This window comes from Salinicola sp. NYA28a, from assembly GCF_976982775.1.
This window is the reverse complement of the sequence record NZ_OZ334582.1, coordinates 3,309,139-3,332,385: the sequence shown is the minus strand read 5'-3', so window position 1 is coordinate 3,332,385 and position 23,247 is coordinate 3,309,139. Positions and strand designations below refer to the sequence as shown.

Genomic DNA, 23,247 nt, shown 5'->3' with positions numbered 1-23,247 from the left:
GCTGTCTTTGCGGAGCACGGCGGGCTGAACCAGAATATCGTGACCAATCTCGAAGGGAGTAAAAGTGATATGCACGAGAGGACACGACAGCGTGGCGTCCATTCAAATAGCGCCAATGAACCATTGACCCTTCACTTCGGCCGGGATGAGCTGGTCATTCGTCAGCGTTACGAAGTCGTGAGCATCATCAACGATATTCTGATCGGTGTCTGGTTCGTGATCGGCAGCATTTTCTTCTTCTACGACTCCCTGGCGTATGCCGGTACCTGGCTGTTCGTGATCGGCAGTATCGAAATGCTGATCCGTCCGGTCATTCGCCTGCTTCGGCGCCTGCATCTGCAGCGCATGAACGCCGCATCGCCCTCTCCATCCGAGGCCGAGCACGATTTCTGACGTGCTGAAAGTCGTCATCCTTCCGGTAGCGACGTTGCGCGTCTTTCAGGACGCCGACTAACCTTGGCGACATGAAACTCGTACCACAGGACGTGGAGGAATCGTGAGCGACACCGACCTTGGCAATCTGGACGCTGGAAAACTCGAGCAGCTCTATCGAACCGGCGAGGCTTCGCCGCTGGAGGCGACGCGGGCGGCGCTCGACCGTATCGACCGCTTCAACGACGCCGTGAACGCCTACGTTCATGTCGACCGCGAGGGGGCCGAGAAGGCGGCCAAGGCTTCTGCCAGGCGCTGGGGGCAGGGCAAGCCGCTGAGCGCCATCGACGGCATTCCCGTCTCGATGAAGGATCTGGCCGAAGTGGCCGGCATGCCGGCGCGTGGCGGCTCGCTGACCACATCGGAATCGCTCTGCGAGGAAGACTGCCCGCCGGCCCGCATGCTCCGCGAAGCCGGGGCGGTGATTCTCGGCAAGACCAACACGCCGGAGTTCGGCTGGAAAGCGGTGACCGACAACCGGGTGTTCGGTGCGAGCTACAATCCCTGGGATACGCGCCTGACGCCGGGCGGCTCCTCCGGCGGGGCCGCTGCCGCTGCCGCGCTCAACATGGGCGTGCTGCATCAGGGGGGCGACTCCGGCGGCTCGATCCGCATTCCCGCCGCGTTCACCGGCGTCTTCGGCTTCAAGCCCACCTACGGCTGGACCCCGCAATGGCCGCCGGCGACAGAACCTTCGCTCTCTCATATCGGCCCGTTGACTCGCAGCGTCGACGACGCGGTGCGCATGCTCAACGTGATCGGGCGCTACGACTATCGTGACCCTTACGCCACGCGGGGCCAGCCGAAGGATTGGGGGGCCGATCTCGGCAAGGATCTGCGCGGGCTGCGCATCGCCTACTCGCCGACCTTGGGCTATGCCGAGGTCGATGACCAGGTCGCCGCTCGCGTGCGCGAAGCGGCTCGCAATCTCGAGCAGCTTGGCGCCGAGATCGAGGAGATTCACCCGGGGTTCGAGTCGCCGATCGATATCTTCCAGAAGCTCTGGTTTACCGCGTCGCTGGATTTCTGGTCGAAATGCAGCGACCGGCAACGCGAACAGCTCGATCCGGGCCTCGTCGCCAATGCGCGTACCGCGCAGCAGTGGAGCGCGCTCGACCTGTTCCAGGCTCTGGGGCAACGGGCCGACTTGACCCTGAGCCTGGAGCGCTTCAATCAGGATTATCATCTGTTGATGACGCCGACCGTACCGATCGAGCCGTTCGAGGCGGGTCACGAAGTCCCGCCCGGCAGCGGCATGCGCGACTGGGAAGAGTGGGCGCCGTTCTCCTATCCATTCAATCTGAGCCAGCAGCCGGCAGCGTCCGTTCCCTGCGGATTCACCGAATCCGGCCTGCCGGTCGGGTTCCAGCTCGCCGGCGGCAAGCACGATGACGTCCGAGTGCTGCGGGCCTGTCACGCCTACATGAAAGCGCATCCGCCGCGGTTCCCGCGGGTGCCCGATCCTTCCGAAATGGCCTGAGTTCGAGCGAGGCGCTGATTGCCGACTACGCTTGGATGAGGCGTCATGCACGCAGCATGGCGCCTGGCAATTCGTCTTTCATCGCCCAGTTCATCGGGCCCGCGACGGCCGAAGCTTCCTCGTTTCGACGAGTTCGCCGTCCGCGCGAGTTAGTCGTCCGCGAAAGGAGTCGCATCATGAGCCATCAGAATGTCGCTGAAATCATTGTCGAAACGCTTGCCGAGGCGGGCGCCAAGCGCTGCTATGGCGTGGTTGGCGACACCATCAATCATTTTACCGACGCGATCCGGCGCAGCGATCTCGAATGGGTGCATGTCCGCCACGAGGAGGTCGGCGGTTTCGCCGCCGGTGGCGAAGCCTACATGACCCGGGAGCTGGCGCTGTGCGCCGGCACCTGCGGTCCGGGCACGCTGCACTTCGTCAACGGGCTGTTCGAAGCCCATCGCAGCGGTTCGCCGGTGGTGTTGATCGCTTCTCAGGTCGGCACCGCCGATACCGGCATCGGCTTCCCGCAGGATGTCGACCCCAAGCCGATCTACGATCAGTACAGCGTCTTCTGCGAGACGATCATCAACCCCGACCAGGCGCGTAGGATGACAGCGTTGGCAGCACAGGCGGCGTTGTCGAAGAACGGCGTGGCGGTGCTGATCGTGCATGGGGACCTGTTCACGCAGAAACCGAGCCAGGATCTGCCCTATCGGGTGCATCGTTTCGATCCGATCGCTCGTCCGAGCGCCGAGGAGCTGGTGCCGGCCATCAAGGCGCTCAACGCCGGCGGCAAGATCTCGATTTTCGCGGGCTCCGGCTGTCAGCACGCGCGCAATGAGGTGATGGCGCTGGCGGCCAAGCTGAAGGCGCCGGTGGCGTGGACCTCGCGGGCCAAGGATTTCATCGAGCCGGACAACCCGTTCGAGGTCGGCATGACCGGCGTCTTCGGGCTGGCCGGCGGTTACCACGCTGTCGCCGAATGCGACACCTTGCTGCTGCTGGGCTGCAGCTTCGCCTGGACCCAGTTCTACCCGGAGAAAGCGACGATCATTCAGGTCGATATCGATCCGCAGCAGATCGGCAAACGTCACCCGGTCGACATCGGACTGCTCGGCAGCGTGCGCGATACCTGTGCCGCGCTGGCCCAGATCGTCGACGAGCAGAGCGACACGTCCTGGCTGGAGCGCTGCCGCAAGAGCTACCACAAGGCGCTGGAGCGCGACGCTCACGAGTCCGACGACGACGGCCTGATCCATCCCCAGGAACTGACGCTGGCGCTGGACGAAGCCGCCCACGACGACGCCTTCTTTACCGCCGATGGCGGCAGCCCGATGGTCTGGATGCTGCGTCACATCCGCGCCAACGGAAAGCGCCGCACGCTGTCGAGCCTCGTTCACGGCACCATGGCCAACGCCTATCCGCAGGCGATCGGCATTCAGAAGGCATTCCCCGAGCGTCAGGTCATCGCGATGTGCGGCGACGGTGGCATGACCATGCTGATGGGCGACCTGCTGACCCTGAAGCAGGAGAAGATTCCGCTCAAGATCGTCGTCTTCAACAATAGCTCGCTGGGCTTCGTCGAGCTGGAGCAGAAAGTCGACGGTCTGCTGGACAGCTACACCGACCTCGACAACCCCGATTTCGGGCTGCTGGCGCAGTCGATCGGCCTGTGGGGGCGGCGGGTCGAGCAGGAACACGAGCTCAAGCACGCCATCGCCGAGTGGCTGGCCCATCCCGGCCCGGCGATTCTCGACGTCAAGGTCAACCGCATGGAGCTGGTGATGCCGCCCAAGATCGAACCGGGGCAGGTAACGTCCACCGCGCTCTATTCGGGCAAGGCCGTGCTCAACGGCCGCATGAGCGATGTGGTCGATCTGGTGAAGAGCAACTTCTGGAGGTAGACGATCCGGCGGTTTTTTCTGCCGAGCTGGCGGTGGCATCGATGACGGCCGGAGGTTGTCGGTCCATACCGGAGAGGCTGCACAATAAAGGGGGCGGCATTATCACTTGCCGCCCCCTTTGCACTGGAATTTCTACCGGCAACCGCTAGCCGTTAAACCCCTTCCACCATCATGACACGATAGTCGGCGCCTTTGAGCCGATGCTGCTTGGCCTCCTGATAGGCCGGGCTTTCATACCACGCCAGCGCGGCCTGGCGGTCGGGAAACTCCAGCACCACGGCACCCTCGGCTTCTGGGCCCTCTAGGGTGGTGATATCGCCATAGAATGCCAGGGGCTTGGGAGGGACCTCCCCCCTTGCCTTGCTGGCCTTGTCGGCGTAGATCGCCATCTCCTCGCTATCGAGGGTGGCGTCCTTGATGAAGATCACGTAAGTGCTCATTGAACTACCCCTTTTCGTTGAGTCGTTTCAGCAGGGTCTTCGCGGTTTCGGCGGAGGAGCCCGGGTTCTGGCCGGTAATCAGCAGGTCGTCGGTCAGAACGTAAGAGGACCAGTCAGCGCCTTTGCTGTAGTCGCCACCCTGTGACTTGAGCACGTCCTCGACCAGAAACGGCACCACGTCTGTCAAGCCGACAGCCTCTTCCTCGCTGTTGGAAAAGCCGGTGACCTTTTTACCCTTCACGATCGGCGCGCCGTCAGCGTCCTTCACGTGACGCAGTACGCCAGGCGCATGGCAAACGAGCGCCGCGGGACGGCCGGTCCGCAGGGTACGTTCGATCAGCGCAATGGATGCCTTGTCTTCGGCCAGGTCCCACAGCGGGCCGTGGCCGCCAGGGTAGAAGACTGCGTCGAAATCGTCGCTATCGATATCTGCCAGCACGTGGGTGCTGGCAAGTGCCTTGATGGCCTCCGCGTCAGCGCGGAAACGTTTGACCTCTTCGGTATCCGCCGTCGGGTCGTCGCTTTTAGGGTCCAGCGGGGGCTGACCCCCCTTGGGCGAGGCCAGCGTGATATCGGCGCCGGCGTCCTGGAAGACGACATAAGGCGCTGCCAGCTCTTCGAGCCAGAAGCCGGTTTTCTCACCGGTGTCGCCAAGTTGATCGTGTGATGTCAGTACCATTAATACTTTCATGGGATGAATGCCTTTGTGGTGGTTACGCAATCGATGACCGCGGGATCCGGTGCTTCGAAGTCGAGGAGGACGAGATCGAGGGGGACGAGATCGAGCGACATGGGATCAGCGCTCGCCGACCTGGATGACGAGTTTGCCGAAGTTCTCACCCTTCAGCAGACCGCTGAACGCCTTGGGGGCATTTTCCAGGCCTTCCTTGATCTCTTCGCGATAGTGAATGCGACCTTCCTCGATCCAGCCCGACATCTCGTTGAAGAACTCGTCGAAGCGGTGACCGTAGTCATCGAAGATGATGAAGCCGCGCACGGTGAGACGCTTTTTGAGAATGGTATCCAGCAGCAGTGGCAGGCGGTCCGGCCCCTCCGGTAGATCCGTCGCGTTGTACTGAGCGACCACCCCGCAGACCGGTATCCGAGCGCTGGTATTCAGCAGCGGCAGGACCGCATCGAAGACCTTGCCACCCACGTTTTCGTAGTAGACGTCGATGCCGGCATCGCAGGCGGCCTCGAGCTGGGCTTCGAAGTCGTCGGCTCGGTGGTCGATACAGGCATCGAAGCCCAGTGTCTCGACCACATAGCGGCACTTTTCGTCACCGCCGGCAATACCGACGACCCGCATGCCCTTGATCTTGCCGATCTGTCCAACCGTCGCACCGACAGGGCCGGTAGCGGCAGCGACCACCAGGGTCTCACCCGCCTTGGGTTTGCCGATATCCGTCAGCCCCATGTAGGCGGTAAAGCCCGGCATGCCCATGACGCCAAGAGCGTAGGAAGGATTCTCGGGCTGCTGTCCCAGGTTGGTCAGGGCCGTGCCGTCCGACAGGGCGTAGTCCTGCCAGCCGCTGTAGCCCAGCACCCAATCGCCTGGCTGGAAATCGGCATGTCGAGATTCGACGACGCGGCTGACGGTGCCGCCCACCATGACCTGATCGATCTTCGCGGGCGGGGCATAAGAGGGTGCGTCGCTCATGCGGCCCCGCATGTAGGGGTCGAGCGAGAGATAGACCGTGCGCAGCAAGACCGTGCCTTCCGTGGCGGCGGGAATCTCGGTCTCTTCCAGGCGGAAGTTATCCTGACGCGGCTCGCCGTGGGGGCGCGAGGCCAGTACCCACTGTCGGTTGATCGTATGATTCTGCGTCATGATGTACTCCTTTCACTTCAATGAATCTGATTCGATTAGACCAGCCGTCTAGTCCCAAGGTAAATAAAAGGGCCAAATCATCGGCCCTGGATTCACTCTCGATTCAGTGACGGCCGAGCAAGCGTCGTGTCGTGCTCAATGCCGACTGCAACGGTCTATCGTCCTGGGTCACCTTAGCCAACATGCTGGCCCCTAGCCACATCTGATACAGCGAGGCGGCCAGCTCTCCGTCATCGTCATCGGCGGTGATTTCTCCATTCTGCCGGGCGCGGGTCAGCTCGCGGGTCAGGCGTTCGATGATTCGATCCGTGCCGTTTTCCAGTACCTGGCGCATCGAATCGGAAAGATCGCTGACCTCGGCACCCAGCTTGACCACCAGACAACGGCTTTGCAGGTCGTGCCCGGTCTGGGTGTCCACCCAGCGTTGCCAGTAACGCATCAGCCTTGAGACGGAGGAACTCTCGTCGCGAGTGGCGAGCAACTCATCAAGTTCGGCCAGATAGCGGCTGAAGTAACGTTCCAGCAGTGCGACACCAAACGCCTCTTTCGACTCGAAGTAGTGGTAGAAAGAGCCTTTGGGTACCTGGGCCGCCTTGAGAATTTCATTCAGCCCGACCGCGGAAAACCCTCGGCTCCCCATGGTGGACTGAGCGATATCCAGGATCTGCGTCTTGACGTCGCGGGTGGCTAGTGAGCTGTTCATGCGTCCACTCTAGCCTTGAATAGACCGGTCGTCTAGTGCTCGTTAATCAGAGGTCGCCATGACGGGCGGGTGGAGTCGTCGCTAGCTGGGTGTATCGTTCAGTGTTTCTGCCAGCCAGTCGAGCAGCACCCGACACGCGTAGCGATCCATCGCCTCTCGGTGGGTATAGACGGCGATCGCCTCGGGTTGAATGAGAGCTTCCTCGACGGGTCTTATCAGCTCTCCAGCGTCGATCAAACGCTCGGTCGTGCGCCGCCATCCCAGTGCGATACCGTGCCCGGCCAGTGTCGCCTGCAGCATCAGCGGATAGCTGTCGAACACTTTCCCCGGCAGCGGTGGCGAGACCTCCTGGCCCATGGCCGTGAACCAGCCGCTCCACTCCATCCAGTCGGGCGGTTCTGCGCGATGATGAAGCAGCTCCTCGCCCGCCAACGATTCCAGCGAGATTGGCGCGTTCCGCGCGGCCGAATGATCGGGACTGCAGACGGGATAGATCGTATCCGCGGCGATAAATGCCAGCGTGTGGTTGCCACTAGGTCTGCCATGCGTCTGCAGGGCGATATCGAACGGGTCGCGTTGCTCGGTCATCGGTCGGGTCGATGTCACCAGCTTCAGATCGATGTCGGGGTGGCGCTGATTGAACGTCGCCAACCGGGGCATCAGCCAGTAGAACGCTTCGCAGAGTTGACAGAATAGAATCACTCGGGGCGCGCGCTCGCCGCCGCGGAGATCGTCGGCCTGCTGTGCGATCCGGGACAATCCATCGGTGATGACGTTGGCCAGTTCGCGTCCGGCCGGCGTCAGGAAGACGCCGCGGTTTCTGCGCTCGAACAGGGTCGCGCCAAGATCCTTTTCCAGCGATCGCACTTGGCGGCTGATGGCCGCCTGAGTCAGGCCGAGCTCTTCGGCAGCGCGAGTGAAGCTTTCCCATCGGGCGGCGGCTTCGAACGGGAGCAGGGTGGCGAGGGGCGGCAGCGAACGGTTCAGCGGAAACATAACCCTGGCTCATGGATAGTGACGCCACCATCGCTGGTGACGGCGGCGGTCGGTGGGGCACGCTCTGGCGGTTGCCACCGACAGGAACCGCCATGAAAGCACCTTCCACGTTCGAAGATAACCCTCGCCGCGGCATTCTGCTGATCGTCGGCGCGGTTTTCCTCCTCGCCCTGGCAGACGCGTTGGTCAAGTATCTCAGCGACAGCCTCTCACTTTGGCAACTGTTGGTAATTGCGCCCTCGATCTCGTTGCCGATACTGCTGATGGGCTGGCGATGTCAGAGCGGCAATCTTCCTCGGTGCCTCGATAGCTGGGGCTGGATCGCGTTGCGGAGCCTGCTGCTGCTGGCAATGTGGATTGCGTTTTATGCCGCGCTGCCCTGGATTCCACTGAGCATTGCCGCCGTTGGAATCTACACCACGCCGCTGTTTATCGCGATGCTGGCCGCGCTGACGGGCGAGCCGTTGACGGGGCGACGCTGGGCCGCACTGTGGCTCGGTTTCGCTGGCGTGTTGACCGTGCTGCGTCCCGGTGGGGCGCTGTTCTCGCCAGCCATGTTGCTTCCGTTACTGGCGGCGCTCTGCTATGCCGGGGCGATGGTTGTGACGCGAACGCGCTGCCGCGACGTGTCTCCGTGGCTGTTGGCCCTCGGGCTCAATGTCGCTTTCCTGCTGGCGGGTGTGGTCGGCAGTGTCACCGTGACTGTCCTCGTGTCTGAGGCGTTATCCGGGTTTCTCACCCGTGGCTGGCAGCGACTCGATACGGTGCCGTGTCTGCTGATCCTGCTCTACGCGTTACTCATGGTGAGCGTCAATACCGCGGTTGCCCGAGCCTATCAGCTTGCGCCTTCGTCGCTGGTGGGGGCGTTCGATTACGCCTATCTGCTATTCGCCATAGGGTGGGGAATCTGGTTGTTCGATGAGATTCCCGATGGGCCAACGCTGGTGGGCATGGCGATTGTCCTGATGGCGGGATGGCTGGCGATTCGTCGATAAAAGCCATGATCGGGCGTGGCAAGCGCTCGACCTCAAGCTAAGTGGATTACACTTGAGTTGGTAACAACGGGGTTGATAGCAAGCGACATTGATCAAGAGTATCGACAAGAAAAGCAGCGACAAGAAGAGTAGCGGTAAGAAGAGTAGCGACAAGAGATGACCTGAGTCGGTTCTACGGGGAAATGCGAAATGCGTAACCATGGTTTTATCTGCGCCACCTGCGGTGTGCAATATCCGCCGAGCGAGACACCGCCGGAACACTGTGAAATCTGCGAGGACGAGCGCCAGTTCGTGCCCGTCGAAGGCCAGCGCTGGACGACGCCGAGCGAGCTGGCGGCCAGCCACGCTAATACTTTCCGCCATATGGCGCCGGGCTTGATGGCGATAGGCACCACGCCACATTTCGCCATCGGCCAACGCGCCTTCCTGGTACGAACGCCCGCGGGCAACGTGCTGTGGGACTGCCTGACGCTGCTCGACGAGGCGACCATCGAGATCATCGAAGGTCTCGGCGGGCTCGATGCCATCGTGCTGTCGCATCCGCATTTCTTTTCCACCATGGCGGATTGGGCGCAGACGTTCGGCTGCCCGATTCATGTCCACGCCGCGGATCGTGACTGGGTCACCGTGGCGGATCCTGGGATCGAGTTCTGGGAAGGAGAGTCACGCGAGATCTTGCCCGGCATCGATGTCTATCGTCTGGGCGGTCATTTTCCCGGCGCCAGCGTGCTCCACTGGCCCGAGCACCGGATTCTGCTGACCGGCGATACGCTGCTGGTGACGCCGGATCGGATGGCGTCGTTCATGTGGTCCTATCCCAACAACATTCCGCTCGATGCGGGAGCGGTCGAGAGCATCGCCAGGCGCCTCGAGCCGCTCGACTTCGACAGTGCCTATTCCGCTTTCTGGGGTCGCGAGATACTGATCGATGCCAAGCACGTCATCGAGGAGTCGGCGCAGCGCCACTGTCGGGCGCTGCGGGGCTAATAGGGCAGCGCCTCGACGTGATCAGCCCGGAGAATCGGCTTCCGGGCTGGGCTCCGGCCGACGCTCGCCGGTGCCGCTCGCTGCGGTATCGTCTACGCTGGGAATTCACGTTCATCGACGCCGCCGCCGTGTCAGTGGCTTTTTATTTTTCGGCGTCGTGTTCTAAAGGAGGTGTTTCATGTCCATGCCCGATTCTCCCGTCTGGTTTATCACGGGGTGCTCCACCGGCTTTGGTCGCGAGCTGGCCCGGTTGATCATCGAGCAGGCCGACGAACGTGGCGCGCTGACCGACGGCGGCCACCAGCCAGGGAGCGACCAGCAGCGATACGGTGGTCGACGCCAGGAAGCCGGTGGAAAGCCACTGGACCTGAGAGTCGCTCATGCCGAAGGCGCCCTTGATATAAGGGATGGCCACGTTGACGATGGTGATCGACATGCCCAGCGCTACCAGCCCCAGCATTACCGTCAGCGTGACCCACAGCCGGTAGCGCGGGCCGTAGCGCTCGAAGAACTGCTCGACCTGCGTCATGTGTCGTCATCCCGGCTATCGATGTCGGAGGCTGTCCGGCGGGTGAAAGGCAATGGTTGTCCTTGTTCGTTTCGTTGACGCGATACCGTCCCAGGCCGCGCGGGTAGACGAGGCAGTGAGCATCGAACCTGGGCGGGAAATCGAGCCGGAAGCCCCTGACAGGGCGTGGAGGTCCGGCGACTAAGAAAGCAGGCGAATCGATAACGCGTCTATTTTTTGCTCGCTAAGAGATTATCCCGATTCAGTTGTCTGACTTTCAAGGTGCTTGCGACCAAGGTCGAAGAACGTGCAGGGGCTTCAATCTGCGGGCGCAGGCGCCAATCGCTGCGGTATCGTCTACGCTGGGAGTTCACGTTCATCGACGACGCCGCCGTGTCAGTGACGTTTTATTTTCCGGCGTCGTGCTTTCGAAAGGAGGTGTTTCATGTCCATGCCCGATTCTCCCGTCTGGTTTATCACGGGGTGCTCCACCGGCTTTGGTCGCGAGCTGGCCCGGTTGATCATCGAGCAGGGCGGCAAGGTCGTCGCAACCGCCCGTTCAAGCGAACGCGTGGCGGATCTGGTCGAGGGTGCCGAAGATCGCGCGCTCGCCCTGGCGCTGGATGTCACCGATGGTGCGCAGATTCGCGAGGCCGTCGACGCCGCCGAGGCCAAGTTCGGGCGAATTGACGTGCTGGTGAACAACGCGGGCTACGGCTATCAGGCCTCCTGCGAGGAAGGCGAGGAAAGTGCGATTCGCGCCCAGTTCGATGCCAACGTCTTCGGCCTGTTCGCGATGACGCGGGCGGTGCTGCCCGGCATGCGCGAACGCCGCGCTGGCCATGTCATCAACATCAGTTCGGTAGCGGGTTTCATCGGCTTTCCCGGATCCGGTTACTACGCGGCCACCAAGCATGCGGTGGAAGGCTGGTCCGACTCGCTCAGGGCCGAGGCCGGGCCGCTGGGCGTTCGCGTGACCTGTGTCGAGCCGGGGCCGTTTCGCACCGACTGGGCCGGGCGATCCTTGCAGCAGACGCCGAGCCGGATCGATGACTACGTGGATACGGTCAAGGCGCGCATGGAAGGGACCAGTGGCAACAGCGGCAAGCAGCCCGGCGATCCCGTTCGCGCCGCCCAGGCGATGATCGACCTGGTCGCCCATCCGCAGCCGCCACGCCATCTGGTGCTGGGCGCTTGGGGTGTCGACAAGGTGATCGAGAATCTCGAGGAGACGCTGGCGGAAATTCGCGAGTGGCGCGCCGTCGGCGAAGCGGCCGATTATCCACAAGGTGAGTGATGGCGCGACGAAGCTATGACGAGGCTATATAGAACCACTTCATCGACGATATCTCGTGACGAAACCGGATGAGAGATCGAAGACGGCGCCAGAGCGGCGCCGTCCGTCGTTAAAGCGAATCGAACTCAGTCGCCGAAGTACTGTTGATGCAGACGGTCGTAGGTGCCGTCCTGCTTCACCTCGTGCATCGCTCGGTTGAACTCGTCGACGAGTTCGCGATCTCGCTTGCGGAAAGCCGCGCCGATACCCGGGCCATAGATCGATTCCGGACCAGTGACCAATTCGCCGATGCGTTCGAAATGCGAGTCCCCGAGTAGAGTTTCCTGAGCGAGCGGAAACGCGGTGAAGGCGAGATCCAGGCGTTGGGCCAGCATGTCATTGACCATGGCGGCAGAATCGCTATACCGATTTATCTCGGCATTGGGGTAATACTGAGTCACGTACTCATCCTGGATCGTGCCCTGTTGGACGCCGATCATCGCCCCCGCGAGGTCGCCGTCATCGGGCTGCCAGTCGCTGCCGGCCCGGGCGACCCAAGCCGACGGCACCTGGAAGTAGGGATCGGAAAACAGCACCGTCTTGGCGCGATCTTCGGTAATGTTCATCGACGAGGCGATGAGGTCGAACTTGCGCGCCTGCAGGGCGGGGATGATGCCGTTCCAGGGTTGTTCGACCCACTCGCAGTGCCGCTGCATGCGTTCGCAGGCCGCATTGACCAGATCGACCTCGAAGCCGGCAATGGTGCCGTCGGGCTTCTTGAACTGGAACGGCATGTAGGGCACGTCGACCCCGATTCTGAGAGTGTCGTTCTCGGCCTGGGCGCTGTTGCCCAGCATTAGCGTCAGTAGCAGCGTCGGCGCCACGGCGCCAATGAAAGTCTTGCGTTGCATTGCCATTTCCTCTTGCTGTTGTTGTGCGTGGATTTTGCTCAGCATCGTTATGACTAGGTTGCGCGGTTCTCGACCATGCTCGATGTGGCCAGTTCGCCCAGCGTGATCGTCTGGACCGGGGGGCGTATCTGCCACTGCCCGATCTGATCTGGTGTTTGCGCCAGGCGTCGGGAAAGCAGCAGCGTGGCGTTGAGGCTGCACTGACGTCCCTGGCACGGCCCCATGCCGCAGCGGGTGAAGGCCTTGAGTTGATTGGGGCCTTCGGCACCATCCGAGATCGCTTGATCGAGATCGCCGCGGGTCAGCGCTTCGCAACGGCAGATGATGGTTTCTTCGGGCATGGCATCGATGTTCAGCGGCGGGAGAAACATGGCGTCCAGCAACTGGCGCGCGCAGAGATCCCGGGCGCGCTCGCGGCGTAAGCCATCACGTTCGTCCCGTTCCTCCTTCGTGAGCCCGTGATGGGACGCAATGACCTCCAGCGCGCTCAACGTTCCCTCCCGCATGGCATTCACCGCGCCGCCTATCGCAGCACCATCGCCCACGACCCATAGATTCTCGTCAGCGCTCAGGGTGTCGTCGCGTACCGGCAAGAAGCTCTGTTGTTCGGCGTGCCAACGATGCGTCAGGCCGAGCGAGCGCGTGAGGTGGGTTTCTGGCACGACGCCGACATGGCTCAGCAACAGACTCGCCGGGCGCTGCTTCCAATGGCCACGCTGGCGATAGCGAATCTGTTCCAGGACCTTGTCGCCGATCGCCTCGAGGGCGTCGATATCACGCTCGATGGCAACGCCGGCCCGCTTCAGGGCCAGCATCATTTTCAGGCCCTTGAACAGGTAGCCGCGTGCATGCCAGGCCTTCACCGGTTGGCGAAGCGGCAGGCGCCACTGGTGGCGCGGCGTGAGATCGAGTATGCAGGTCGGGGGACGTCCAGCCTGAAGATATTGCCAGCCGAGCAGATAGATCAGCGGCCCACTGCCTACGAGTATCGGCGCGTCCTCGGGGAGCAGGCCGCCTTGTTTGAGCAGGATCTGGGCGGCACCGGCGGTCATCACGCCTGGTAGTTGCCAGCCGGGAAAAGGAAACGGACGCTCCATCGCACCATGGCAGAGAATTAGACGCCGGGCCCGCCAGACAGCGGAACGGCCTTCATGCAACACGCCCAGCTCGAAGCCGGCATCGACGCGCTGTACCCACCACACCCGGCTATCGGGTCGATAATCGACCCGGGCGCGGCGAAAGGCTTCCACCACTCGTTGGCCGAGGCGGTAGTCGATGCCTGTCACTCTAAGATCGGCCTGCGGAGATTCGACTTGCCGATAGACTTGTCCGCCGGGGGCGGCATTGAGATCGAATACCACCGGCTTCAGACCCGCCTTGGCCAGGCGCGTGGCGGCAGCGAGGCCTGAGGGGCCTGCACCGATGATGGCAACTTCGGCGACCTGGGACGATGTGGAATTCTCGCTCATCCTGTCGACGCTCCGGGCGTTGGCTGGGCCGCGGGCATTTGCGTTTCGATACGCATGCCGTCTTTGACGATGACGAGACAGCCTTGACGATTGGGCTCGCCGTCGATCGTGATCAGGCAGTCGTGACAAACTCCCATCATGCACAACGGCGCACGGGGCGTACCGTCATGGTGAAGGCGGTATTCGGCCCAACCGTGCTGTTGCAGGAGTGCCGCAGCAACGCTCAGCGTGGCGCCCACCTGCCGTGGTTCACCATCCACCCACAGGGTGACTTCGGCCGAATCGCTCGCCGTTTCAGGGAGTCGACGGAACATGGAAGCGTGCTCCCGAAAATTGCGAAAAATGTGTGTGAATCCGGTCGTTCAGGATTGCCTGGGCAAGGCCATCGGCATGAAAGGCAGCCAGGGTGATGCCGCTGTGGCAATTGACGTTATAGGCGCCGGGATGAGTCATCGAGCGTTCGTAGAGCGGATAGCCATCCGGCGTCATGACTCTGAGAGCGGCCCAGGCACGAACCAGGCGGGTCGAGCGCAGAAACGGGAAGATACGGACTGCCTTGTCGGCCAGCGTTTGCAACATCGGAAGCGTAACGCCCTTGTCGTGACCGACTCGTTCATGGGTGTCACCTATCAGGTAGCCGCCGGTCGCTGTCTGGCGAATCTGGGGCGTGGGCAACTGCTCGACCCGAGGCATGCGCTCGGTGATCAGCATCTGCCCTCGTAACGGAAAGACATCACCCGAAAGCCCGAGCTGCGGTGCAAGCCTTTTGGCGCCGAGCCCGGCAGCGACGATGCAGCGTTCGGCCTCGACATGACCCTCGCGTAATGTCGCCCGAAAGCCCGATTCGGTTCGCGCCAGATTTTCGACCGGGGTCGCTTGACGAATGTCGACGCCAAGACGCCGGCAGGCAGCATGAAGCGCTCGGAGCAGGTACAGCGGATTGCAATGCCCGTCATGGGGCGACCAGGTACCACCAGCGACGCGTTTGCCCAGGCCGGGCAGAAACGGGAGCAATTGCTCCCGATCCAGATATTCCCAATGAAAATCCCGACGCAGACGTTCGGACTGTGCCTGAAGCTCGCGATATTCCGTTCGTCTGGCGTGAGCTTCCTCTTCGTCCAGACATAAATAAATAAGGTAATCCCCCGGCTTTGCCGGGGGACTACCCGAGGTTTGACCGTGTGATGCGGTCAAAGGGAACCTCCAATCTCGGCCAAGAGATAGGAAGTTCCCAATGAGAGAGTACCAGAGTCTTGCTCACACAACATGGAACTGCAGGTATCATGTCGTGTTCATCCCCAAAAAGCGAAAGAAGGCGATCTTTGGTGGTATCCGAAAACACCTTGGTGAGGTGTTCCATGAGCTGGCAAGACAGAAGGAGTGCCAGATCGTAGAGGGGCACCTGATGCGTGATCACGTTCACATGTGTATCAGCATCCCTCCGAAGCACTCGGTGTCACATGTGGTTGGCTACATCAAAGGTAAGAGTGCGATATCTATAGCCAGAAATTTCATGGGCAGATCGCGAAATTTCTCTGGTGAAAGCTTCTGGGCGAGAGGTTATTTCGTCTCGACAGTAGGGCTTGATGAAGGAATGGTAAGGGCCTATATCCGGAATCAGGAAAAGGTGGATGAGCATTATGATCAGCTCAAGTTTGGAATGTGAGGCAGCCGCCTTCAGGCGGCTCAGATTCTTGCCCCTTTGAGGGGCTAACAATATAAAGCCCCCGGCTTTGCCGGGGGATACTTACTCGACGCCACCGCGTTGCTCATACTCGAGCTCGAGGCCGGTACGCTGCTGCAGTTCGAGAGCGAAGGATGGCCAGGCCTGGACCGAATCCAGGCTCATTTCCGCATAGCTCGGCATGCCTACGCCCTTGCCCTGGACCCATGTCAATCCGGCATTGCCGCGCGATGCCCGAAAGGCCGTATCGTCGGCGTCCAGGACCGTCACGCCCTGACCGGCACGGGCGAGGCCATAGGCGATCGCCATCCCGACCACGCCACCACCGACGATAAAGAAGTCCTGACGCATACTGTCGTCCAACCGAGGCATTTGGCTGACGATAGCGATAGAGCCGGTATACTATCCAATACCAATCAATGGTCGCCCTATAGTCTATTGTTATGCGTACACCTCAACTGCGCGATCGGCAGATCCTTGCCTTCAAATGGATGATGGAGTGCGGCACCGTTACCGCCGCCGCTCAACGAATGCGTACCGCTCAGCCCGGGGTGACGCGCTTGCTCAAGCAGCTCGAACATGACGTTGGTTTTGCGTTGTTCGAGCGGGTACGCGGCCGGCTGACTCCGACGCCGGAAGCGCGGCTATTCCATCGCGAAGTCGTGAGTGTGTGGCGCGGCATCGATCATCTGCGTGATACCGCGACTCGCATTCGTGAACGGGAAGTCGGCGGATTGAGAATCAGCACCATGCCCCTGCTAGGCATGACCTTCGTGCCAGACGTCCTGGCCGATTTCGTCCCCGAGCATCCGGACGCCGATGTCGAGTTGACCACCTTCCGCTCCGAGCAGGTGATCGACGAAGTCATGACGCAACGCTGCGATCTGGGGTTTGCCATCGTGGCGGAAAACGAGGATCGCGTGGATCAGACTCGTTACCGGCTGCCAAGCCTTTGCGCCATGTCCCTGGATCACCCGCTGGCCCGGCGAGACGCCATCGCGATCAGCGACCTGGACGATCAGGCATTGATCTGCTTCGAACGCCACGGCCCGCTACGGATAGAACTCGATCGCCGCCTGGAAAGCGCGGGCGCCAGGCCTCGCCGCCGTATCGAGGTGTCATTGGCGCTACAGGCGACTCGCTTGGTCTCCCACGGCTTGGGGATAGCCATTCTCGATCCGATCAGTGCAGCTTCATGGGGGCAGGACGGGGTGACACTCAAGCCGCTGGCAGTCGAGCTGGGAGAGGATTTCTCCCTGTTGACGCCGCGCGATCAGCCGTTGTCGCAACTGGCCCAGGCATTCCGTGCTGCTTTTCTGCGCAAGCTGGAAACGCTCAATCTTTCGTCGTGGTCATAACAACGCGCTATAGCGTGCGCGGCGATTGGCATTATCCGTGATAGAAAGCGACTGATAGCGTTGGCGCTTTCTCACAGGAGAGCTGTTCATGATCACGCGTCACCTCAAGACACCCATTATGCATCGCATCGTGGAAGCCAACGGAATCCTGTTCTTCGGTGGTATTGCCGCCGACGACATGTCACTGGATATGGCAGGGCAGACACGTCAGGTGCTGGAAAAGCTCGGCACTTATCTGGGCGAGGTCGGTATCGACCGCTCGCAGGTCGTGTCGGCCAATGTCTTCGTATCCGACCTCGCATTGAAGCAGGAGATGAATGCGGTGTGGACAGAGTGGTTCGGCGATGCGTTACCGGCTCGCGCGACGATTGGCGCCGGCGATCTCGGCGCGGGCACCCTGATCGAGATCGTGGTCACGGCCGTCAGGGAGAGATAGCCAAGCAGTAAGCCGGAAACGCCCCTCCATGGAGGGGCGTTTCCGGTCGAAGCATTACGAAGCGATCTTGGCTTCAGCCTGGGCCGACGGGTGCGGGTTGATGACCCGGGAACCGCGGAAGCCATAGAAGGCGATGAACAGGTAGCAGATCAGCGGCAGCACGAAGGCGTGATGGATGCCGACCGTGTCGGCGATCGCGCCCTGGGCGACCGGGAGAATGGCGCCGCCGACGATGGCCATGATCAGCAGGCTGGACGCCTTGCTGGTCAGCGGGCCGAGCTTGGCGATCCCAAGCGTGAAGATGGTCGGGAACATGATCGAGTTGAACAGCCCGATGGCGACGATGCTCCACATCGCGATGTGGCCGGAGGTCAGCATGGTGGTCAGCACCAGCAGCGCCGCGACGATCGCAAACAGGCCCAGCAGCAGGCTGGGGCGGAATCTCTGCATCAACGCCGAGCCGATGAAACGGCCGATCATGGCGCCGCCCCAGTAGTAGGCGACATAGCTGGCAGCGCTGCTTTCACTCATGTTGCCGATCTCCGGCAGCGACAGATAGTTGATCATGAAACTGCCGATGGAGACCTCGGCGCCGACATAGGCAAAGATGCCGATCACGCCGAACAGCACGTGCGGGTGGCGCAAGGCCTGGGCAGCGGTGACGTTCTCGGTCGGGCTGTCGTCGCTGGCCTGCTCCTTGAAGTTGGGCAGCTTCCACAGATAGACCACCACCGCGAGGATCGCAAGCACGGCAGCCAGCAGCAGGTAGGGCAACTGCACGCTCTGGGCCTGCTCGACCTTGTAGGCCATCCGATCGGCGGCGGACATGTCGGCCAGCTCGCTGGCGCCCAGTACCGCTGCTCCCAGAATCAGCATGCCGCCAAAATAGGGCGCCAGCGTCGTGCCCAGCGAATTGAACGCCTGCGCCAGGTTGAGCCGGCTGGAAGCGGAGCCCTCCGGCCCCAGCAGGCTGACATAAGGGTTGGCCGCGACCTGCAGCATGGTGACGCCGCTGGCCAGCACGAACAGCGCGGTGAGAAACAGCGGGTAGGAGGGCGCCCGGGCGGCCGGGTAGAACATTACCGCCCCCACGGCCGCGACAAGAAGCCCGAGACTGATGGCATTCTTGTAGCCGACCTTGGCCAGTACCTTGCCCATCGGCAGCGACATGATGAAATAGGCACCGAAAAAGGTGAACTGGATCAGCATGGTCTGGGTGTAGTTGAGCGAGAAGACCGCTTTCAGGTGAGGAATCAGAATGTCGTTGAGACAGGTGATGAAACCCCACATGAAAAAGATCGTCGTGACGACGACCAGCGCGCTGCGATAATTCGGCCGTTGCGTTTCGGGCATGATCGAAATCCTGTTGGTGGAGCGTCCAGAGAGGTGGCTGCGGACTCGAGGTTAATCGTGTCAGCACGCATGCTGGAGCGAGATGATGCATTAAGGAAGCCAGCTTATAAAGCATGCGTTCATTATTAGAACGTTAATATGGCGAACGCCAGTCGATGAATTATCAGCGATGACGAATGCCAATAACGGCATTTAAAGGTCGAGGTTTCGTATTGTTTTTTCTTCATTGGCGTTCGTTGGCCGAAATCTCGGATGGCTTGATTGTTTTGTCGTAAATTAACCACGTCGGGTCGTTGCAATATGGGCTTTTCAACGGGCGCGTTTGCGCGATCTTTGTGCCGGGCGTCGCTCATGAGAGACGCTTGGCCTGGCCATCGCCGGTCCATGGCACGGGAAGCGACCTGAAAGACTGAACGGAGAGCACGGTTCTGTTATTTTCTGGCGCTTGTCCATCGCGCTGGTTCATCGCGCGCATTTTCCCGCGCCAGGCTAGCCGTGGCGCTCGTTCATCAGGTGGCGTCATTGGCCCTGCGTTCACGCGTGCAATCTTCCATTCTCTCGACGATCCTCGCTGCGGACCTGCCTTGGGGCGCACTGGCGCTGCTGTGGCTGGTCGGCCTCTACATGCGGCTGCCGATCCTGATCGCGCCACCGCTGGCCGGCGAGATCGCCGAGTCGCTGTCGCTGGGCAGTGCCGCCATCGGCGCCCTGACGACGGTGCCGTATGTGGTGCTGGCGTTGAGCATGATGCTGGCGGTGCGATTCGCCCGGCGTATCGGCATGTTGCGCGCCCTGGCGTTGGCGCTGGCCGTCGTGGCGATCGGCTCCGGCGCGCGCGGGTTCACGTTCTCCGCACCCTTGCTGTTCGGCGCCTCGGTGGTCATGGGGCTCGGGCTGGCGGTCATGCAGGTGACGATACCGGCGCTGCTGCGCGACTGGACGCCGAGGCATCTGGCGCTGGGCAGCTCGGTCTATCTCAACGGCATGACGGTCGGCGAGTTGATCGGCGCGGGGGGCACGCGGCCCGTCGTGTTGGCGCTGGCCGGGGGGAGCTGGCAGGCGGCGATGCTGCTGTGGTCGCTACCGGCACTGATGATCGTCGTGCTGCTGGTGTGGCGCCTGCGACGGCGTCCGCAGCGACCCGACGAGACCGCGAACCCCGAAGATGTACCGCGCCGCTCGATCTCGTTGCGCACCGCCCGCGTCTGGCTGATGGGCGTGCCGCTGGCGGCCTCGGTGGGGCTTTTCATGGCGACCAACGCCTACATGAGCAGCATTCTCGATGCCCGTGGAGAGGCGGATCTGCTGGCGCTGGCGTTGCTGCTCTACAACGCGAGCCCGCTGGCGGCATCGCTCTCCATGCTGTGGCGGGGGCGACGCTGGGTTTCCCGCCGCTGGCCGTTGGGGCTGTTCGCCACGCTCGGCGTGCTGGGCCTGGCCGCCTTCCTGGCGCTGGATGGATGGCCGGCGCTGGTCGCGCTGGTGATCTCCGGCTTCGGCATCACCCTCGAACTCACGCTGATCATGGCGCTGCCGCCGTGCCTGGAGCGAGGCGACGCGGTCGCGTCGCTGACCGCCGGCATGTCCTTCGTCGGCTACTCCATGGCTTTCGTCATGCCGATGATCGGCGGCTGGCTGGCGGAACGGTTCGCCGACGCGAACCTGGCGCTATGGCCGATGCTGCTGTTTGCCGCGCTGAGCCTCTGCGCGATCCCGCGCATGCCGATGTCGGCAAAGGAGGCTGGCGATTCCGCGGCTATCACCTAGGTTTCCAGGGTGTCGAGCCTGGAATTTGGAACCTAGAACTTAGAACCGAGAATCGAGGAGGAAACCATGACGACGCCCCAACCCGAGATGCTGGTACTGGAACCGGATGCGGCCAGCGGCTTTCCCAACTCGCCGTTGCCGGTGCTGCTTTATCGCCAGGTCATCGATGCCTCCGAGGAGAACCCGGCGGCGCGATTCGAAGCGCTGTTCGACCGTCACCGGTGGCCGCCGCAATGGCGGTACGGCCTCTACGATTTCGATCATTTCCACTCCACGGCGCACGAGGCGCTGGGCGTCTTTCGCGGCCGCGCGCATATCCGTCTCGGCGGCCCCAACGGCAGCGAGCACGATATCGCCGCCGGCGACGTGCTGGTGCTGCCGGCGGGCGTCGGGCATGCCTGTCTCGAGGCCAGCGAGGATTTCTCCATGGTAGGCGCCTATCCGCCGGGGCAGTCGTGGGAAGTGGAGCGCGGCAAGCCCGACGAGATCGAGGCCGCCTGCCGCCGAGTCGCCGCCGTGGCGTTGCCCGACGACGATCCGGTCGGCGGAACACTGCTGTCGTCATGGCAAGAGCGGTGATTTCCTAGAGAGAACGGCAAATCGGACTCGGTACGATGGCCTCGGCGCTGATCCTGGGGAGATATGGGGCTTGGTCGATATGAGTCTTGTCGATATGAGTCTTGGGTCGATCCCGGTCTTTGAAGTGTACGACTTTCGTCTATAGTTAGGAGCCTACACTTCTCTCAAGGATCAACCCGATGTCCGATTCTCGTTCCGTCGCCGTGCTTGGCCTGGGCGCCATGGGGCACGCCTTCGCGACCAACCTTCTGAAAGCCGATTTCGAGGTCACCGTCTGGAACCGTTCTGCCGACAAGGCGGGGGATCTGGTCGAGGCGGGCGCGCGCCTGGCCGATTCGCCCGCCGACGCCGTCGCGCAAGCCCAGGCGGTGATACTGATGCTGCCGGACCTCGCGGTGACGCGTGACGTGCTACTGGGGGACAGCGGCGCGCTGGCCGCGATGCCCGAAGGCGCGACGTTGATCCAGATGGGCACCCTCGGCGTGGCCGAGACCGACCGCCTGATCGCCGAGGCAGACGATGCGCGTGACGACATCGTCTTCATCGACGCGCCGGTTTCCGGTACCAAGGCACCAGCGGAGCAGGGCAAGATCGCCATCCTGGCCAGCGGCGATCGCGAGCGTGCCGCTGCCGTGGTCGAGCCGATCTTCGACGTGCTGGGCAAGCAGACCCACTGGCTGGGCCAGGCCGGCCAGGGGGCGCGGATGAAGATCGTCGTCAACGCCTGGCTGGTCTCGATGATGCAGGGAATCGCCGAGACCGCGCATCTCGCCGACACGCTCGGCTTCACCACCGACGATCTGTGGCAGGTGCTCGATGGCGGGCCGCTGGCCACGCCCTACATGAAGCTCAAGCTGGACATGATCGCCAGCGGCGACTTCGACCCGCAGATGGCGATGCAGTGGGGGCTGAAGGATGCCGGGTTGGCGTTGGAAGCGGGCGATGGCAAGGCACTGCCATCGCTGACGCAGATCCGCAATCTCTGGTCCGATGCAGTCAGCGCCGGATATGGCGAGGAGGATATCGCCTCGATCCACGCCTATCTGGAGAAGTATCGGCACCGATAAAGCGGTGCCATCACCTTCGGCGAGACGCGACGCCGAACCGGAGGGCCGGATGATGTTCGAATTCGGCCCGGCGATTTTCGTTTCAGACCTCGGACCTCAGACGCTCAAACCCGTCGTCTCGTCCACGCCCAGGTGAACGTTCATGTTCTGCACCGCGGAGCCGGCAGCACCCTTGCCGAGGTTGTCGAGCCGGGATACCAGGCAGACCCGCTCCTCGTTGCCGAACACGAACAGGTCGACGCGGTTGGTCTCGTTGGCGCCCCGGACGTCGAAGAAGCCGTTGTCCAGGTTGTCGATCTCCTCGAAAGGCCTGACCTGGACGAACGGCTCGTCGGCGTAATGGGCGCGATAGGCGTCGAGCAGATCTTCCGCCCGCACCCCGGCCGGCAGATGGGAAAGCTGCAGCGGTACGTTGACCATCAAGCCTTTCAGAAAGGGGCCGACGATCGGCGAGAAGACCGGCGGCCGGGCCAGACGGCCGTGCTGCTGCATTTCCGGCAGGTGCTTGTGGCCGAGCGCCATGGCGTAGGGGCGCGGCGCGTCGAGGCGGCCCTCGCTGCTGGATCTTTCCTCGATAGCGGCTTCGTAGTCCGCGATCATCTTCTTGCCGCCGCCGCTGTAGCCGGTAAGCGAGAAGGCGGAGAGCGGGTAGTCCGCCGGCAGCAGCCCGGCATCCACCAGCGGGCGCACCAGCAGGATGAACGCGCTGGCGTGGCAGCCGACATTGGCGATGCGCTTGCTGGCGCGAATCCGCTCCCGCTGGCCGTCGCTCAGTTCGGGCAGCCCGTAGACCCAGTCGGGATCGGTGCGGAACGCCGTGCTGGCATCGATCAGGCAGGTCTCCGGATTCTCGACCATCGCCGCCGCCTCGCGGGAGGCCGCGTCCGGCAGGCACAAGAAGGCGACATCGGCGGCGTTCAGCAGCCGTGCCCGTTCGGCCGGATCCTTGCGCTTGTCGCTGTCGATGCGCAGCAGCTCGATGTCGTCGCGAGCCTGGAGATAGTCGAACAGCCGCAGGCCGGTGGTGCCTTCCTGTCCGTCGACATAGACTTTGAACAAGTCCTTGAGTGCCATGAGCGTTTTTCC

Annotated in this window: 25 protein-coding genes; 12 read left to right on the top strand and 13 right to left on the bottom strand. The window is 62.4% G+C overall.

Features of this window, described 5'->3' with window-relative positions:
* The first annotated feature begins 69 nt into the window (after window positions 1-69).
* The 3 genes from ACWHY3_RS15015 to ACWHY3_RS15005 all read left to right on the top strand — a co-directional run bounded on the left by ACWHY3_RS15015 (window position 70) and on the right by ACWHY3_RS15005 (window position 3,801).
* Window positions 70-393 (top strand): YrhK family protein, encoded by a 324-nt coding sequence (locus ACWHY3_RS15015; RefSeq protein WP_448126892.1) that lies wholly within the window; start codon window positions 70-72, stop codon window positions 391-393.
* A gap of 103 nt (window positions 394-496) precedes the next feature.
* Window positions 497-1,912: an amidase gene (locus ACWHY3_RS15010; protein WP_448126891.1), complete on the top strand. Its 1,416-nt coding sequence runs from the start codon at window positions 497-499 to the stop codon at window positions 1,910-1,912.
* A gap of 176 nt (window positions 1,913-2,088) precedes the next feature.
* Window positions 2,089-3,801 carry a thiamine pyrophosphate-dependent enzyme gene (locus ACWHY3_RS15005; RefSeq protein WP_448126890.1) on the top strand — a complete coding sequence of 571 codons (1,713 nt, stop codon included), beginning with the start codon at window positions 2,089-2,091 and terminating at the stop codon, window positions 3,799-3,801.
* Window positions 3,802-3,953: 152 nt separating this feature from the next.
* Here ACWHY3_RS15005 and ACWHY3_RS15000 read toward each other — a convergent pair whose 3' ends face one another.
* From ACWHY3_RS15000 to ACWHY3_RS14980, 5 genes are all read right to left on the bottom strand, one after another.
* Window positions 3,954-4,241: a DUF1330 domain-containing protein gene (locus ACWHY3_RS15000; RefSeq protein ID WP_075562974.1), complete on the bottom strand. Its 288-nt coding sequence runs from the start codon at window positions 4,239-4,241 to the stop codon at window positions 3,954-3,956.
* A gap of 4 nt (window positions 4,242-4,245) precedes the next feature.
* Window positions 4,246-4,932, bottom strand: coding sequence for a type 1 glutamine amidotransferase domain-containing protein (locus ACWHY3_RS14995; protein ID WP_448126889.1), 687 nt, complete (start codon window positions 4,930-4,932; stop codon window positions 4,246-4,248).
* A 105-nt stretch (window positions 4,933-5,037) separates the two neighbouring features.
* Complete coding sequence (locus ACWHY3_RS14990) at window positions 5,038-6,072, bottom strand: NADP-dependent oxidoreductase (RefSeq protein ID WP_087718203.1); 1,035 nt, start codon at window positions 6,070-6,072, stop codon at window positions 5,038-5,040.
* Between the two features lie 103 nt (window positions 6,073-6,175).
* The gene (locus ACWHY3_RS14985; RefSeq protein ID WP_087718202.1) at window positions 6,176-6,775 is read right to left on the bottom strand and encodes a TetR/AcrR family transcriptional regulator; all 600 of its coding nucleotides are present in this window, start codon (window positions 6,773-6,775) and stop codon (window positions 6,176-6,178) included.
* 81 nt (window positions 6,776-6,856) lie between these two features.
* On the bottom strand, window positions 6,857-7,771 hold the full coding sequence (locus ACWHY3_RS14980; protein ID WP_303856061.1) for a LysR substrate-binding domain-containing protein: 915 nt from the start codon (window positions 7,769-7,771) through the stop codon (window positions 6,857-6,859).
* Window positions 7,772-7,863: 92 nt separating this feature from the next.
* Here ACWHY3_RS14980 and ACWHY3_RS14975 point away from each other — a divergent pair, with 92 nt between their 5' ends.
* Together ACWHY3_RS14975 and ACWHY3_RS14970 are read left to right on the top strand one after the other, a co-directional pair.
* Window positions 7,864-8,766, top strand: a complete 903-nt coding sequence (locus ACWHY3_RS14975; protein WP_179208833.1) for a DMT family transporter — start codon at window positions 7,864-7,866, stop codon at window positions 8,764-8,766.
* 189 nt (window positions 8,767-8,955) lie between these two features.
* A complete protein-coding gene (locus ACWHY3_RS14970) occupies window positions 8,956-9,753 on the top strand; it encodes an MBL fold metallo-hydrolase (protein ID WP_087718199.1) in 798 nt (265 codons plus the stop codon).
* Between the two features lie 142 nt (window positions 9,754-9,895).
* On the opposite strand, the gene ACWHY3_RS14965 is transcribed toward ACWHY3_RS14970, so the two are convergent.
* A complete protein-coding gene (locus ACWHY3_RS14965) occupies window positions 9,896-10,282 on the bottom strand; it encodes a hypothetical protein (RefSeq protein ID WP_448126888.1) in 387 nt (128 codons plus the stop codon).
* 424 nt (window positions 10,283-10,706) lie between these two features.
* Between ACWHY3_RS14965 and ACWHY3_RS14960 the strand changes: the two genes are divergently transcribed.
* On the top strand, window positions 10,707-11,558 hold the full coding sequence (locus tag ACWHY3_RS14960; protein ID WP_448126887.1) for an oxidoreductase: 852 nt from the start codon (window positions 10,707-10,709) through the stop codon (window positions 11,556-11,558).
* 125 nt (window positions 11,559-11,683) lie between these two features.
* On the opposite strand, the gene ACWHY3_RS14955 is transcribed toward ACWHY3_RS14960, so the two are convergent.
* From ACWHY3_RS14955 to ACWHY3_RS14940, 4 genes are read right to left on the bottom strand one after another with little or no spacing between them, the layout of a single operon-like run.
* Window positions 11,684-12,448 carry a transporter substrate-binding domain-containing protein gene (locus tag ACWHY3_RS14955; RefSeq protein WP_303855513.1) on the bottom strand — a complete coding sequence of 255 codons (765 nt, stop codon included), beginning with the start codon at window positions 12,446-12,448 and terminating at the stop codon, window positions 11,684-11,686.
* Window positions 12,449-12,501: 53 nt separating this feature from the next.
* Window positions 12,502-13,917, bottom strand: coding sequence for an NAD(P)/FAD-dependent oxidoreductase (locus ACWHY3_RS14950; protein WP_303855516.1), 1,416 nt, complete (start codon window positions 13,915-13,917; stop codon window positions 12,502-12,504).
* The gene (locus tag ACWHY3_RS14945) at window positions 13,914-14,231 is read right to left on the bottom strand and encodes a (2Fe-2S)-binding protein (protein ID WP_087718195.1); all 318 of its coding nucleotides are present in this window, start codon (window positions 14,229-14,231) and stop codon (window positions 13,914-13,916) included. Before ACWHY3_RS14945 ends, ACWHY3_RS14950 begins: the two co-directional genes overlap by 4 nt.
* Window positions 14,212-15,111: an NAD(P)/FAD-dependent oxidoreductase gene (locus ACWHY3_RS14940; protein WP_448126886.1), complete on the bottom strand. Its 900-nt coding sequence runs from the start codon at window positions 15,109-15,111 to the stop codon at window positions 14,212-14,214. Before ACWHY3_RS14940 ends, ACWHY3_RS14945 begins: the two co-directional genes overlap by 20 nt.
* A 40-nt stretch (window positions 15,112-15,151) precedes the next feature.
* On the opposite strand from ACWHY3_RS14940, the gene tnpA reads away from it, so the two are divergent.
* Window positions 15,152-15,583: an IS200/IS605 family transposase gene (gene tnpA, locus ACWHY3_RS14935; RefSeq protein WP_087721126.1), complete on the top strand. Its 432-nt coding sequence runs from the start codon at window positions 15,152-15,154 to the stop codon at window positions 15,581-15,583.
* Window positions 15,584-15,664: 81 nt separating this feature from the next.
* Here the strand turns inward: tnpA and ACWHY3_RS14930 are convergent, their stop codons facing one another.
* The gene (locus ACWHY3_RS14930) at window positions 15,665-15,952 is read right to left on the bottom strand and encodes an NAD(P)/FAD-dependent oxidoreductase (protein WP_448126885.1); all 288 of its coding nucleotides are present in this window, start codon (window positions 15,950-15,952) and stop codon (window positions 15,665-15,667) included.
* Between the two features lie 92 nt (window positions 15,953-16,044).
* Here ACWHY3_RS14930 and ACWHY3_RS14925 point away from each other — a divergent pair, with 92 nt between their 5' ends.
* On the top strand, window positions 16,045-16,959 hold the full coding sequence (locus ACWHY3_RS14925) for a LysR family transcriptional regulator (RefSeq protein ID WP_448126884.1): 915 nt from the start codon (window positions 16,045-16,047) through the stop codon (window positions 16,957-16,959).
* 88 nt (window positions 16,960-17,047) lie between these two features.
* Window positions 17,048-17,395 carry a RidA family protein gene (locus ACWHY3_RS14920; protein ID WP_448126883.1) on the top strand — a complete coding sequence of 116 codons (348 nt, stop codon included), beginning with the start codon at window positions 17,048-17,050 and terminating at the stop codon, window positions 17,393-17,395.
* A 54-nt stretch (window positions 17,396-17,449) separates the two neighbouring features.
* Here ACWHY3_RS14920 and fucP read toward each other — a convergent pair whose 3' ends face one another.
* On the bottom strand, window positions 17,450-18,748 hold the full coding sequence (gene fucP / locus ACWHY3_RS14915; protein ID WP_448126882.1) for an L-fucose:H+ symporter permease: 1,299 nt from the start codon (window positions 18,746-18,748) through the stop codon (window positions 17,450-17,452).
* Between the two features lie 522 nt (window positions 18,749-19,270).
* Here fucP and ACWHY3_RS14910 point away from each other — a divergent pair.
* The 3 genes from ACWHY3_RS14910 to ACWHY3_RS14900 all read left to right on the top strand — a co-directional run bounded on the left by ACWHY3_RS14910 (window position 19,271) and on the right by ACWHY3_RS14900 (window position 22,161).
* Window positions 19,271-20,515 (top strand): MFS transporter, encoded by a 1,245-nt coding sequence (locus ACWHY3_RS14910; RefSeq protein ID WP_332778984.1) that lies wholly within the window; start codon window positions 19,271-19,273, stop codon window positions 20,513-20,515.
* Window positions 20,516-20,581: 66 nt separating this feature from the next.
* Window positions 20,582-21,094, top strand: a complete 513-nt coding sequence (locus tag ACWHY3_RS14905; RefSeq protein ID WP_087718189.1) for a cupin domain-containing protein — start codon at window positions 20,582-20,584, stop codon at window positions 21,092-21,094.
* A gap of 179 nt (window positions 21,095-21,273) precedes the next feature.
* Window positions 21,274-22,161, top strand: coding sequence for an NAD(P)-dependent oxidoreductase (locus ACWHY3_RS14900; protein WP_087718188.1), 888 nt, complete (start codon window positions 21,274-21,276; stop codon window positions 22,159-22,161).
* A 96-nt stretch (window positions 22,162-22,257) separates the two neighbouring features.
* Here ACWHY3_RS14900 and argC read toward each other — a convergent pair whose 3' ends face one another.
* A complete protein-coding gene (gene argC / locus ACWHY3_RS14895) occupies window positions 22,258-23,235 on the bottom strand; it encodes an N-acetyl-gamma-glutamyl-phosphate reductase (protein ID WP_322527956.1) in 978 nt (325 codons plus the stop codon).
* Window positions 23,236-23,247: the final 12 nt, after the last annotated feature.